The organism is Embleya australiensis (assembly GCF_051903075.1).
Taxonomy (GTDB): Bacteria; Actinomycetota; Actinomycetes; order Streptomycetales; family Streptomycetaceae; genus Embleya.
Genome location: NZ_CP182422.1, coordinates 4395192 through 4407774 on the forward strand (window position 1 = coordinate 4395192; position 12583 = coordinate 4407774).

General features: G+C 70.8%; 14 protein-coding genes and 1 tRNA gene. 9 read left to right on the forward strand and 6 right to left on the reverse strand.

Features of this window, described 5'->3' with window-relative positions; translation table 11 throughout:
- Positions 1 to 5 precede the first annotated feature (5 nt).
- Together ACMXN5_RS18995 and ACMXN5_RS19000 are read right to left on the reverse strand one after the other, a co-directional pair.
- On the reverse strand, positions 6 to 359 hold the full coding sequence (locus ACMXN5_RS18995; RefSeq protein ID WP_439676264.1) for a hypothetical protein: 354 nt from the start codon (positions 357 to 359) through the stop codon (positions 6 to 8).
- On the reverse strand, positions 352 to 714 hold the full coding sequence (locus ACMXN5_RS19000) for an SseB family protein (RefSeq protein ID WP_439676265.1): 363 nt from the start codon (positions 712 to 714) through the stop codon (positions 352 to 354). The genes ACMXN5_RS18995 and ACMXN5_RS19000 overlap by 8 nt, the downstream gene beginning before the upstream one ends.
- 162 nt (positions 715 to 876) lie before the next feature.
- On the opposite strand from ACMXN5_RS19000, the gene eno reads away from it, so the two are divergent.
- From eno to ACMXN5_RS19025, 5 genes are all read left to right on the forward strand, one after another.
- Positions 877 to 2157, forward strand: coding sequence for a phosphopyruvate hydratase (eno, locus tag ACMXN5_RS19005; RefSeq protein ID WP_380037549.1), 1281 nt, complete (start codon positions 877 to 879; stop codon positions 2155 to 2157).
- Positions 2158 to 2213: 56 nt separating this feature from the next.
- Positions 2214 to 2861 carry an FtsB family cell division protein gene (locus ACMXN5_RS19010; protein ID WP_439676266.1) on the forward strand — a complete coding sequence of 216 codons (648 nt, stop codon included), beginning with the start codon at positions 2214 to 2216 and terminating at the stop codon, positions 2859 to 2861.
- A 123-nt stretch (positions 2862 to 2984) separates the two neighbouring features.
- On the forward strand, positions 2985 to 3542 hold the full coding sequence (locus ACMXN5_RS19015; RefSeq protein ID WP_439676267.1) for a DUF501 domain-containing protein: 558 nt from the start codon (positions 2985 to 2987) through the stop codon (positions 3540 to 3542).
- Positions 3539 to 4486: a Ppx/GppA phosphatase family protein gene (locus tag ACMXN5_RS19020; RefSeq protein WP_439676268.1), complete on the forward strand. Its 948-nt coding sequence runs from the start codon at positions 3539 to 3541 to the stop codon at positions 4484 to 4486. Before ACMXN5_RS19015 ends, ACMXN5_RS19020 begins: the two co-directional genes overlap by 4 nt.
- A gap of 567 nt (positions 4487 to 5053) precedes the next feature.
- The gene (locus tag ACMXN5_RS19025; protein WP_439676269.1) at positions 5054 to 6403 is read left to right on the forward strand and encodes an NAD(P)/FAD-dependent oxidoreductase; all 1350 of its coding nucleotides are present in this window, start codon (positions 5054 to 5056) and stop codon (positions 6401 to 6403) included.
- A 67-nt stretch (positions 6404 to 6470) separates the two neighbouring features.
- Here ACMXN5_RS19025 and ACMXN5_RS19030 read toward each other — a convergent pair whose 3' ends face one another.
- Positions 6471 to 7247 carry an ABC transporter ATP-binding protein gene (locus ACMXN5_RS19030; protein ID WP_439676270.1) on the reverse strand — a complete coding sequence of 259 codons (777 nt, stop codon included), beginning with the start codon at positions 7245 to 7247 and terminating at the stop codon, positions 6471 to 6473.
- Between the two features lie 431 nt (positions 7248 to 7678).
- Here ACMXN5_RS19030 and ACMXN5_RS19035 point away from each other — a divergent pair.
- The 3 genes from ACMXN5_RS19035 (at position 7679) to ACMXN5_RS19045 (ending at position 9575) form a co-directional block, all read left to right on the forward strand.
- Positions 7679 to 7763: transfer RNA gene (locus ACMXN5_RS19035), tRNA-Leu, on the forward strand.
- A gap of 229 nt (positions 7764 to 7992) precedes the next feature.
- The gene (locus ACMXN5_RS19040) at positions 7993 to 8589 is read left to right on the forward strand and encodes a hypothetical protein (protein WP_439676271.1); all 597 of its coding nucleotides are present in this window, start codon (positions 7993 to 7995) and stop codon (positions 8587 to 8589) included.
- A gap of 131 nt (positions 8590 to 8720) precedes the next feature.
- Positions 8721 to 9575, forward strand: a complete 855-nt coding sequence (locus ACMXN5_RS19045) for a Bax inhibitor-1/YccA family protein (protein WP_380014157.1) — start codon at positions 8721 to 8723, stop codon at positions 9573 to 9575.
- 179 nt (positions 9576 to 9754) lie between these two features.
- On the opposite strand, the gene ACMXN5_RS19050 is transcribed toward ACMXN5_RS19045, so the two are convergent.
- Entirely contained in the window at positions 9755 to 9988 is a 234-nt protein-coding gene (locus ACMXN5_RS19050; RefSeq protein WP_078975854.1) for a DUF4287 domain-containing protein, read from the reverse strand.
- A gap of 109 nt (positions 9989 to 10097) precedes the next feature.
- Between ACMXN5_RS19050 and ACMXN5_RS19055 the strand changes: the two genes are divergently transcribed.
- Positions 10098 to 10529, forward strand: coding sequence for a hypothetical protein (locus ACMXN5_RS19055; protein WP_439676272.1), 432 nt, complete (start codon positions 10098 to 10100; stop codon positions 10527 to 10529).
- 20 nt (positions 10530 to 10549) lie between these two features.
- Here ACMXN5_RS19055 and ACMXN5_RS19060 read toward each other — a convergent pair whose 3' ends face one another.
- Positions 10550 to 11140 carry a hypothetical protein gene (locus tag ACMXN5_RS19060; protein WP_439676273.1) on the reverse strand — a complete coding sequence of 197 codons (591 nt, stop codon included), beginning with the start codon at positions 11138 to 11140 and terminating at the stop codon, positions 10550 to 10552.
- Between the two features lie 203 nt (positions 11141 to 11343).
- The gene (locus ACMXN5_RS19065; protein WP_439676274.1) at positions 11344 to 12564 is read right to left on the reverse strand and encodes an acetyl-CoA C-acetyltransferase; all 1221 of its coding nucleotides are present in this window, start codon (positions 12562 to 12564) and stop codon (positions 11344 to 11346) included.
- Between the last annotated feature and the right edge of the window lie 19 nt (positions 12565 to 12583).

Consider the following 12583-nt stretch of genomic DNA (forward strand, 5'->3'; position numbering starts at 1 on the left):
CTCCGTCAGTTCGGGGTGGTGCCCATGTCGTCGCCCGCGTGGATCGAGGCCGCGCCGCCGGGCGTGAAGAACCGGGCCTCGGCGTCACGTTCGGCCGCCTCGTACTGCTGCGCGGCCATCTCCAGCGCGATCGCGATGTTCTCGCCGAGGTTGACCAGCGCGGCCATCGCCTTGGCGGAGGCCAGCACGATCTCGCCGGCTTGGAGGGGGGACGAGTAGTACTTCTGCAGCGCCACCAACCCATCCCGCAACGGCTGCTGCTTCTGCGCGATCTCCCGGGCCACCGCCAGCGCCTCGATCAACTCCGTACCGGCCCCGCGCACGAACGCGCTGTCGACCTTGAACCCGTCGTCACCCATCCGCCGCCTCCGCGTTCCACAGACTCGCCCGCAGCCGCACCGGTCGCGGGCCGGCCAGGTCGATCGCGATGTCGTAGCCGGGCGGCAACAGCCGCACCAGGTCGGCGCCTTCGGTGGCGAACCAGTCGCACCCGCCGCGGACGAACAGCGCCAACTGCTCCTCCGACGTGAACACCGGGACCACCCCACCCCCCGGCGGGCCGATTGCCGCGAAGCCGACCCGTTCGGGTCGTTCGCAGTACAGCCGGGCCGCGAGCAGCGCGCTCAGCAGCGCCGGCGGGTCGCCCCCGCCCGCGAGCAGCCGGTCGATCTCCCGCGCGAGCGGTGATATGTCCCCCGGATCCGGTTCGGTCATGTGTACGCCCCGTCCCTCGACCGAGCGTCACCCTAGCCAATCCGTTCGCGTTCGCGTCACCGAATAGTCGCCCACAGCTACCCGTTCCCGAGCCAAGCGCGACCCGGGCTGCTACTAGGCTGGCCGAGCAGACCAGCGTGCCCCTTGATCAAGGAGAAACTCGTGCCGTCCATCGACGTCATCCACGCCCGGGAGATCCTGGACTCCCGAGGGAACCCCACGGTGGAGGTCGAGGTCGTCCTCGACGACGGCAGCTCGGGCCGTGCCGCCGTGCCGTCCGGCGCTTCCACCGGCGCCTTCGAGGCCGTCGAGCTGCGGGACGGCGACGAGTCCCGCTACGGCGGCAAGGGTGTACAGAAGGCCGTCGACGCGGTCAACGACCGCATCTACGACGAGATCGTCGGCACCGAGGCCGACGACCAGCGGCTGATCGACCAGGCGATGATCGACCTGGACGGCACGGAGAACAAGGGCGAACTCGGCGCCAACGCCATCCTCGGCGTCTCGCTCGCCGTGGCGCACGCCGCCGCCGAATCGGTGAACCTGCCGCTGTTCCGCTACCTCGGCGGCCCGAACGCGCACGTGCTTCCGGTGCCGATGATGAACATCCTCAACGGTGGTGCGCACGCGGACACCAACGTCGACATCCAGGAGTTCATGATCGCGCCGATCGGCGCGGAGACCTTCGCCGAGGCGGTGCGCTGGGGCGCCGAGGTATACCACTGCCTCAAGTCCGTGCTGAAGGCGCGCGGCCTGGCCACCAGCATCGGCGACGAGGGCGGCTTCGCGCCGAACCTGGAGAACAACCGCGCCGCGCTCGACCTGATCGTCGAGGCGATCGAGAAGGCCGGCTACACCCCGGGCACCGACATCGCGCTCGCCATGGACGCGGCGGCCAGCGAGTTCTACACCGACGGCGCGTACGTCTTCGAGGGCGCCAAGAAGACCTCCGCCGAGATGTCGGCCTACTACGCCGAGCTGGTCGACGCGTACCCGCTGGTCTCGATCGAGGACCCGCTGGACGAGAGCGACTGGGAGGGCTGGGTCGCGCTCACCGCGCAGGTCGGCGACAAGGTCCAGCTCGTCGGCGACGACCTGTTCGTCACCAACCCGGAGCGCCTGGCGCGCGGCATCGCCGAGAAGGCGGGCAACGCCCTCCTGGTGAAGGTCAACCAGATCGGCACGCTCACCGAGGCCTTCGACGCCGTGTCGCTCGCCCACCGCAACGGCTACCGGTGCATGATGAGTCACCGGTCCGGCGAGACCGAGGACACCACGATCGCGGACCTCGCGGTGGCCACGGACTGCGGCCAGATCAAGACGGGCGCCCCGGCGCGCTCCGACCGGGTCGCCAAGTACAACCAGCTGCTGCGCATCGAGGAGATCCTCGACGACGCGGCGGAGTACGCCGGCCGCGCCGCGTTCCCGCGCTTCCAGGGCTGACACCCGGTCGAGCGGGGGACCGCCGGCGCCGAAACGACGGAACGGCGGGAGGACGCGTGAGCGAGCAGGGCGAGGGCGGTCGCAGGACGGCCGGGCCGACTCGGGTCGCCCGCGCGTCCCGAGCCGTCGCACCACCGCGCCAGGCCCGCGGTACACGCCCGGCGCCGGCCTCGTCGAGGCCGGCCGGGCCGAAGCCGGCCAAACCCGCCAAGCCGAAGACCGCGGCCGGGTCCTTCAAGGGCTCGGCCGCGGCGGCGGGCCTGGGTCGGCTGCGCCGGCGCGGCGGCGGCAAGTGGATCGTGCTGAGCCTGGTGGTGCTGAGCCTGGCGATCGCCCTCGTCTACCCGCTGCGGCAATACCTGGCGCAGCGCTCCGACGTGGCCGACCTGCGCGAGAGCACCCGCAAGCAACAGTCCGAGACCGAGCGCATGCGGTCCGACCTGGAGCGCTGGAACGACCCGGCGTACGTCCGGCAACAGGCGCGCGAGCGGCTGCACTTCGTCTACCCCGGTGACACCGCCTACCTGGTGGTGCCGCCCGCCGGCACCCCGGGCGACCCGGCGCCGCCCACCCCGGCCCAGGCCGGCTCGCCGCCCTGGTACCGGAACCTGTGGGACTCCACCCGCGACGCGGACAAGGCCGGTACGCCGACCCCGAGCACGCCGCCGACGCACACGAGGACACCCGCCACGTCGATCGGCTAGCCCGGTCCGGCTCGCCCCGGCCCCGCGCCGCCCGCAGCGACCGGCCGCCGCACGCGGCTCCGGGGCGGCACCCCGCTCGAACGTCGGTCCGAACCATTCAGCGAAACAGGACATACTCCCTCCATGGATCAGCAGGACATCGACGCCGTCAAGGCGCAGCTCGGCCGTACCCCGCGTGGTCTGCGCGGCGTCGCACACCGGTGCCCGTGTGGGCTGCCGGACGTCGTGGAGACCGCCCCGCGCCTGGAGGACGGCTCGCCGTTCCCGACGCTGTACTACCTGACCTGCCCCCGCGCGGCCTCCGCGATCGGGACGCTGGAGGCGAACAACGTCATGCGCGAGATGAACGCGCGCCTGGCCGAGGACGAGGATCTGGCCGCCCGGTACGCCGCCGCGCACGAGGACTACATCGCGCGCCGGGACGCGATCGAGGTGCTGGAGGGCTTCCCGTCGGCGGGCGGCATGCCGGACCGGGTCAAGTGCCTGCACGTCCTGGCCGGCCACGCGCTCGCCGCCGGTCGCGGCGTCAACCCGCTCGGCGACGAGGCGCTGGACGCGCTGCCCGACTGGTGGGCCAAGGGCCCGTGCGTGTGCGTGGACGCGCCCGCCGACGCCTCTCCCGACGCCGCCCCCACCACTTCGCCCGACGCCGCCCCCGCCCCGGAGGACGAGACCCGATGACCCGACGCGTGGCCGCGATCGACTGCGGCACCAACTCCATCCGCCTGCTCGTCGCCGACCTGGACCCGGTCGGCGGCACCCTGGTCGACCTGGACCGCCGGATGCGGATCGTACGGCTCGGCCAAGGCGTGGACCGGACCGGCCGACTGGCTCCGGAGGCCCTGGAGCGCACCTTTGCGGCGTGCGTCGACTACGCCGAGGTGATCCGCGAACTGGGCGCCGAGCGGGTGCGTTTCGTGGCCACCAGCGCCAGCCGGGACGCGGAGAACCGGGACGATTTCCGGGACGGCGTCCGGAAGATCCTGGGCGTCGAGCCGGAGGTGATCTCGGGCGACGAGGAGGCCGCGCTGTCCTTCGTGGGGGCGACCCGCGAACTGGCCGGGACCGGCGCCGTCGAGACGCCCTACCTCGTGGTCGACCTCGGCGGCGGCTCCACCGAATTCGTACTCGGCACCGACCGTCCCGAGGCGGCCCGCTCGGTGGACATCGGCTGCGTCCGGATGACCGAGCGCCACCTGCGCGACGACCCGCCGACACCGGCCCAGGTCGCCGCCGCGATCACCGACATCGAGGCCGCCCTGGACCAGGTCGCGGCCGTGGTCCCCCTGGCGCGCGCCCGCACCCTGGTCGGCCTGGCCGGTTCGGTGACCACCGTCGCGGGCATCGCGCTCGACCTGCCCGAATACGACTCGACCACGATCCACCACGCCCGGCTGACCCTGGACCAGGTCCGCACCGTCACCGCCCGCCTCCTGGCGAGCACCCACGCCGAACGCGCGACCATCCCCGTCCTGCACCCGGGCCGCGTCGACGTGATCGCCGCCGGCGCGCTGGTCCTGCGCACGATCATGGAGCGCACCGGCCTGACCGAGGTCGTGGTCAGCGAACACGACATCCTGGACGGCATCGCCTGGTCCGAGGCGGAGGCCCCGGTCGGCAAGTAGCCCCGCCGCCGCCCCCACACTCGCGGCCGCGCCCGCCCCACCCGACCCCCGTGGCGCGCCCGCGAGTTGGCCCCCGCACGCCGTCCCGCCCCGGGTCGGCAAGGAGCGAACGGCGACCCAACGGCGACCGAACAGGCAGCGGACCGACAGCGGACAGGCCGCGGCCAAAGAACGAACAACCACCACCAGGGAACCAACGACCCCTGTCCAACGTTCGGACACGGACGAAAGTTTGTGAATCCCTTCACATGGTCGACGGGGCAAAAGTTGGCCATGTAGGGCCGTTTTCCTCTGGTCGACCCGGTTCGAGACGGTCCCCGCCTTCGAAAACCACGGTCGTCGACGAGCCGAGGTGGAGATCACATTGCGCCGTCCCCGCACCCCTCGGGCAGGATCGACGCAGGTCACCGGGACCGAGTCGCCGGGTGCCAGGGTCGGATGGATCCTCCCCGACCGCCCACCGTGCACAAATGCACAAGCAAAAGGACGAAGGGTACCAGACGGCCCCTTCGGTACTGCGCGCGGCCTCGAAGCACCGGCGACTTCGATCGGTGGATACTTCCAAACATGAGCAACACGGATCGCCCTCGCATCCTCATCGTCGGCGGCGGCTACGTTGGTCTGTACGCCGCGCAGCGCATCCTCAAGAAGATGCGCTTCGGCGAAGCGACCGTCACGGTCGTCGACCCGCGGTCGTACATGACCTACCAGCCCTTCCTCCCGGAAGCGGCCGCCGGCAGCATCTCACCACGCCACGTCGTGGTGCCGCTGCGCCGTGTCCTGCCCAACGCCGAGATCGTCAACGGCCGGGTCACCTCCGTCGACCACGACCGCAAGGTGGCCCTCGTCGAGCCGCTGGCCGGCGAGTCCTACGAACTCGGCTTCGACTACATCGTCATCGCGCTCGGCTCCATATCGCGGACCTTCCCCATTCCCGGCCTCGCCGAGAACGGCATCGGTCTCAAGACCATCGAAGAAGCCATCGCACTGCGCAACCACGTGCTCGGGCAGCTCGACCTGGCCGACTCCACCACCGACGAGGACATCCGCCGCAAGGCGCTGACGTTCTGCTTCGTCGGCGGCGGCTTCGCCGGTATCGAGGCGCTGGCCGAGGTCGAGGACATGGCCCGCGACGCGGTGCGCTACTACAAGAACCTCAAGCGCGAGGACATGCGTTTCGTGATGGTGGAGGCGGCCAACCGCATCCTCCCCGAGGTCGGTCCCGAGCTCGGCGCGTGGACGCTGGAGCGGCTCAAGAGCCGGGACATCGAGTTCCACCTGGAGACCTCGCTCAAGTCGTGCGTCGACAAGCACTGCGTGCTCTCGAACGACATCGAGTTCGACGCCTCGACGATCCTGTGGACCGCGGGCGTCAAGCCCAACCCGGTTCTGTCGGAGTACGGTCTGCCGCTCGGCCCGCGCGGCCACGTCGACACCCGCACCACCCTCCAGGTGGTCGGCATGGACAACGTGTTCGCCGCCGGCGACAACGCGCAGGTGCCGGACCTGGCCGCGGGCGAGGGCGCCTGGTGCCCGCCGAACGCGCAGCACGCGCTGCGGCAGGCCCGGGTCCTGGGTGACAACGTCGTCTCGGTGATGCGTGGCTTCCCGCCGCAGGAGTACAAGCACAAGAACCTCGGCGCGGTGGCCGGCCTCGGTCTGCACAAGGGCGTCGCGGTGATGTTCGGCCGGTTCAAGCTCAAGGGCCTGCCGGCCTGGCTGTTCCACCGCACCTACCACGGTGCGATGGTGCCGACGTTCAACCGCAAGTTCCGGGTCTTCGCCGACTGGACGCTGTCGGCGTTCTTCCGGCGCGAGATCGTCTCGCTCGGCGCGATGGAGCACCCGCGCGACGAGTTCGCCGAGGCGGCGCTGCCGGCGCCTCGGCCGGCCGCGGAGCCCGTGGCCAAGTCGTAGGTCGTAGGTCGTTCGCCGCGAAGCCCGGTACGCCCTGTGCGTACCGGGCTTCGTCGCGTTCCCTCGGTCAGCTCGTGCGCTGTGCCTCGAAGCGCTTCATGCGTTCCAGGACCAGGTCGGCGGTCGGCGCGGCCATCTCGTCGACGATCCGACCGTCGGCCAGGAACACCACGCGGTCCGCGTAGGAGGCCGCGTTCGGGTCGTGGGTCACCATCACGATGGTCTGGCCCAGGTCGTAGACGCTGCTGCGGAGGAAACCCAGCACCTCGGCGCCGGAGCGCGAGTCGAGGTTGCCGGTCGGCTCGTCGGCGAAGATGATCTCCGGCTTGCTCGCCAGCGCGCGGGCGCACGCGACACGCTGCTGCTGGCCGCCGGACAACTCGCTCGGCCGGTGCCTGAGCCGGTCGCGCAGCCCGACGGTCTCGATCACGTGGTCGAGCCAGGCCTTGTCCGGCTTGACCCCCGCGATGTCCATCGGGAGCGTGACGTTCTCCAGCGCGGTGAGCGTGGGCAGCAGGTTGAACGACTGGAAGACGAAACCGACCTTCTCCCGGCGGAGCAGGGTGAGCTGCTTGTCGTTCAGCGCGGACAGCTCCGCGTCGCCGAGCCGCACCGAGCCGGCCGTGATCGAGTCGAGCCCCGCCATGCAGTGCATCAGCGTGGATTTGCCCGACCCGGAGGGCCCCATGATCGCGGTGTACTCCGCGCGCCGGAAGCCGACCGAGACACCGTCGAGCGCGATCACCCGCGTTTCGCCCTCGCCGTAGACCTTGGTCAGGTCGGTGGCGACGGCGGCGAGCGCGCCGTGCGTCCCGACGCCCGCGGTGGGTTCGGTGGCGGTCACAGGAGACCTCTTTTCTCGCAGTGACGGAACGGTTCCGATTCGTGCTGCCTACCCACGCTTCCACAAGATTGCGCATGATCCAGGACGTCTGATCACACTTACTCACGCTTCGCCGGTTTCGCTCACACATGGTCGAAATCGATCGCGCCAAGCGACGCCGACGAGGGTCTGGTGCCCCTCCCGCGGGCGTCCGCCGGCCGGCCTGAAATGGGGCTCCCGACTCGGTCACAGGTGCCGGGCAACCGCGGCCGAATGCGGTATATCCCCTGATCAGGCGCCTCAAAGCACCCATTCGGCATCATCCGTGCGGCATCGGGACGGGTTGCCCTCGGTCGCTCTCCGCGATCGAACGGGTCGCCGCGAGCCGTTCACGGAGCCGCGAAAATCAGGGGGTCAACCCGGTGCGCCGAGGCCGCTACGCTCAGCATCGCCCCCGGATGGTGGAACGCAGACACGAGGAGCTTAAACCTCCTTGGCCGCAAGGTCGTGCGGGTTCGAGTCCCGCTCCGGGGACCAGATGATCATGGCTCTGACCTGCGGGAAGGCCATTTTCAAGATCGCTGCCGTTGACAGAAGTGCGGGTCTGTCAACGGACGAGCGAACGAAGATCATTTACCGTCACCCCCTGTGTACCGGTCGGAACCGGGGTTCCGAATGTGAAGATGACGTTCTCATCGATAGAAATTTCGATCGGACCCATCGGCCGTGCTATCGCGTGCCGCCGCGTCGGGCGGTTACGGCGTCCGTGTACGGCTCCGTGGTCAACGCATCGTTACCGACAGCCAGCCCCGCAGGTACCTCGCGCACCGCCGGCAACGCCGCCGCGACCCGGTCGGCGGACTCGACCAGGGTTTCGACCTCGACGCGCGTCTCTGATCCGCAGCTCTCGATCCCCGGCCGTGAGCGTGCGCGCGGGGTCGTCGTTAGTAGGGGTGTCCCGATAGACCTCGGCGCGTCCCGTCGCGAGCTTCTCCAGGGCATCCAGGACGTGTTCCGGGTCGTGCGCACGCGCCTTCAATTCCGCCTCGATCATCGGGTGTTCTCCCAGTCGGGCGGGCAACGGCGCGCCGTCGTCCACGAGTCCGCTGAGCATTACGGCGAAACCCCCTGTACAGAGCGCCATATGGCGTCTCCGTCCGCACTCGACCACCTGGCTGCCGCCGGGCCGGCTGCCACGGCCGGGCCGACCGCGACACGGGGTGTCGCCTCGGGGATCCCGGACGCGTCGACGATCAGCGGTGCCGCGGCAGCGGCGCTGCTCAGCGCCACTCGCGAACAGCGCAGCGTGTTCCCGTGCCTACAACGATCGTCTTCGCGATGGATTCCATCCGACTTTTTATGACCGGACAGTGACCACGGGCACAAATCGCGTGTCCGAGGACGTTGAAAGGGAAGGATGGAGCCCCCGAGACCTTTACTCGGGGATTACTCTTTTAAGCCACGACCCCCACCCGGGGGCATGGAGGAGATGACATGAGGAGCAGCAACCCGGTGCTCACGCGGCGGGGGGCGTTCGAGACCGGCCGGCAGCAGCAGGCCGGCTACGGAGCGCCGCAGCCCGGGCCGCAGGGCGCCCCGTTCGGTGGGCCGCAGCAGCCGCCGATGCAACCGATGACCCCCGAGCAGCTTCAGGAGATGTACCGGGCGCAGTCCGCCGGTCCGCTCCAGACCGGCCGGATGACGATCGACGACGTGGTCGCGCGTACCGCGATGACGTTGTTGACGGTCGTCGTCACCGGTGCGCTGTCGTGGGCCTTCCTGCCGTTCGAGAACTTCGGCTGGGCGATCGGCGCCGCGTTCGCGGCGTTCGTCGTCGCGATGGTCGTGACCTTCAAGCGGGAGATCAGCCCCGCTCTGGTGCTGACCTACGCCGCGCTCGAAGGTGTGTTCCTGGGCGCGATCAGCCACGCGTTCGAGCAGCGGTACAGCGGCATCGTGGTCCAGGCCGTCCTCGGCACGGCCGCCGTGTTCGTCGGCATGCTGGTCGCGTACAAGTCCGGCTGGGTCAAGGTGACGAGCCGCTACGCGCGCATCGGCCTCGCGATCGCGATCGGGTTCGTCACGCTCATGCTCGTCAACGGACTGGCGATCCTGATCGCCGGCGGCGACGGCCTCGGCCTGCGCAGCGGTCCGCTGGGCATCGTGATGGGCATCCTCGGCATCCTCATCGGTGCGTTCTTCCTGTCCCTCGACTTCAACGAGATCGAGCAACTGGCCGCCCAGGGCGTGCCGGAGAAAGAGGCGTGGCGGTCGGCGTTCGGCCTGACCGTGACCCTCGTGTGGATCTACATGGAGGTCCTGCGCCTGCTGTCGATCCTGCGGGACTGACGCGGGTGACGGGCCTAGGCCCGACCACGCGAAAGCGGCGGTGCTCCCACTCGGGGGCACCGCCGCTTTCGCGTTCGCGGGATCGGCGGAGGGTGTGGCGGACGTGGGGCGTGCGCGCGATCAGCGTGCCGGGGGTCTTCGACGGGGGGCCGACAGCGGATCGGCCGCGGGTCGGCGGATCAGCTGACTCCGCCCGGCGCGTGCCGGCGGCGCTCGTGTTCGCGGACGATGGCGAGGGCGTGGCCGTGTCCGAGGTTGTGCTCGCCCTGGAGCCAGGAGACCCGGTCCTCGAACCGGGAGAAGGCCGGACCGGCCTCGATCTCCCGGAACCATTCGGGGAGTTCGCGGCCGGTGCAGGCGGGCACCCGGGCCACGAGGTTGCGGTGGGTCTCTTCGGAGAAGTGCAAGGACATAAGCGCCTCCGGTGAGCGTTCCGTTACCCGAGCGTGCATGACGGGCGAACGGTTGGCAAGCGGTCGAAGCCGGCCCACGCGCGGTGCGCGCGCTGGGTACGCTCCGGTTATGTCGTCCCGCATCCCCATCCCGCCGGTCGGGAAACCGTCCGTTTCCCTCACGGTCGATCTGGGCCCGTTCGTCAAGGAGTCCGGCGCGGTCGCCGACCGGCTCCGCCACCTGTCCGAGGCCCGGCTCAAGGCCCCGCTGACCGCCCGTCAGGAGGGCGCGCCGAGCCGGGCGGGCGCGGCGCTCGCGCTGGCCCAGTGCCTGGCCGATCTGGCCGCCGCGGTGGAGGGCGAACCCCGGCGCGAGGTGCCGGATCTGGGGGTGTTCGTGGTCGGCGATCAGATCGCGGTGACCTCGGGGGACCTGGCCGCGGCGCTGGAGCCGTTGGCCGAGGAGCACCCGCTGGGCCTGGACGACGGCGAGCCGGCGACGGCGGGCGATGTGGTGCGCCGGGCCCGGGAGATGGTTCGGGAGCTGGCCGCGGCGATCTGACGACCCGGGCGCGGGGCCGGCTATGCCGGGGGGCGGACGTACAGGCGGTCCGCGAGGGCGTAGGTGGTGTCCTCGTCCAGGCCGAAGGTCAGCGTCCAGCCGCCGCCGATCTCCGAGGTGCCGAGCAGTCGGACCGGGCGGCCCAGGGACAGCGCGATCTCGATCAGCGTGGTGGCCTCCGGGTCGCCGGGCATCACCACCAGCGAGCTGCCGTCGGCGAAGTCGAGTACGTCCAGGCCGCCCGCGCCGGCGGGCGATCCGTTGCGCACGCGCGTGACCGGGGTGCCGCCGGCGACCAGGCCGGTGAGGTAGCCGGCGGTCAGGTGGGTGGGCAGCAGCGGGGTCAGGTTCTCCGAGGGGTGCGGGCGGCGGGCGCCGTCCTCGTCCGACTCGGGTCGGTCGTCCGGGAGGTCGTCGCGTCCGTGCCTCGGCACGGTCAGCGCCGGCCGCTCCGGCTCGCGGTCGCGGAAGAGGTGGTCGACGAACGCCTGGTCCCAGACCTCGGCGCCGGCCCGGGCCCGGCGGCGTCGAGCCATCCGTCGCACGACCGTGGTCACCGCGGCGGCGCACGCCGCGGTGAGCAGGACGGGGACGATGTACACGTTCGGCATGATCCGCAACCCTCGGCCGACCCGGAGAACCCTTCCCCTCCAGGGTCGCGCCGTCGCCGCCTTGCCGCCAGGGCGCGACGTCCCGATGGGATGGGACCTCGGACCCACGCGGGCGCGGCGTCCGGGTCACCCCGCGCGGCCCGCCCGGGGTGTCCCGGACCGGCCGCGCGACTCGTCGGTGCGACCGACGTGGTGCGTACGGGTCAGCTCATGCGCTCCAGCACCATGGCCATGCCCATGCCGCCGCCGACGCACATCGTCTCCAGGCCCCACTGCTTGTCGTGCCAGCGCAGCGAGTTGATCAGCGTGCTGGTGATCCGCGCGCCGGTCATGCCGAACGGGTGGCCGATCGCGATCGCGCCGCCGTTGACGTTCACCTTGTCCAGGTCGAAGCCGAGGTCCCGATAGGACGGGATGACCTGTGCGGCGAACGCCTCGTTGATCTCGACCAGGTCGATGTCGGCGGAGGTCAGGCCGGCGCGGGCCATCGCGATCCGCGAGGCCTCGACCGGGCCGTAGCCCATGATCTCGGGCGACAGGCCGGACACGGCGGTGGAGACGATCCGGGCGAGCGGGGTCAGGCCCAGCTCGCGGGCCTTGGTGTCGGACATCACGATCACCGCGGCGGCGCCGTCGTTGAGCGGACACGCGTTGCCGGCGGTGATCGTGCCGTCCGGGCGGAAGACCGGCTTGAGGCCGGAGACGCCTTCGAGCGTGGTGCCCGCGCGCGGTCCGTCGTCCTTGCTCACCACGGTGCCGTCGGCCAGGGTCACCGGGGTGATGTCCTCGGCCCAGAAGCCGTCGGCGATCGCCTTCTCGGTGCGGTTTTGCGAACGCACCGCGAACTCGTCCTGCTCGGCGCGCGAGATGCCCTTGTGCTGGGCCAGGTTCTCCGCGGTGAAGCCCATCCCGATGTAGACGTCGGGGAGCAGGCCGGCCTCGCGCGGGTCGGTCCAGGTCGAGCCCTCTTCGACGGCCGTGACGGTACGGGCCGCGGCGTCGGCGAAGAGCGGGTTCTTGGTGTCCGGGATCGAGTCGCTGCTGCCCTTGCCCCGGGTGCTGGTGACCATCTCGACGCCGGCGGAGATGTACGCGTCGCCCTCGCCCGCGCGGATCGCGTGCATCGCCATCCGGGTGGTCTGCAGCGAGGAGGAGCAGTAGCGGGTGATCGTGGTTCCGGGCAGGTGGTCGTAGCCGAGCAGGACCGAGACGTTGCGGCCCATGTTGAAGCCCTGCTCGCCGCCCGGCAGGCCGCAGCCCAGCATCAGGTCGTCGATGTCCTTCGGGTCGAGCGCCGGGACCTTGTCCAGGGCGGCGCGGACCATCAGGGCGGTCAGGTCGTCCGCCCGCAGGTCCTTCAGCGAACCCTTGAAGGCGCGGCCGATCGGGGAACGGGCGGTGGCGACGATGACTGCTTCGGGCATCGGGACTCCTATGTGGTCT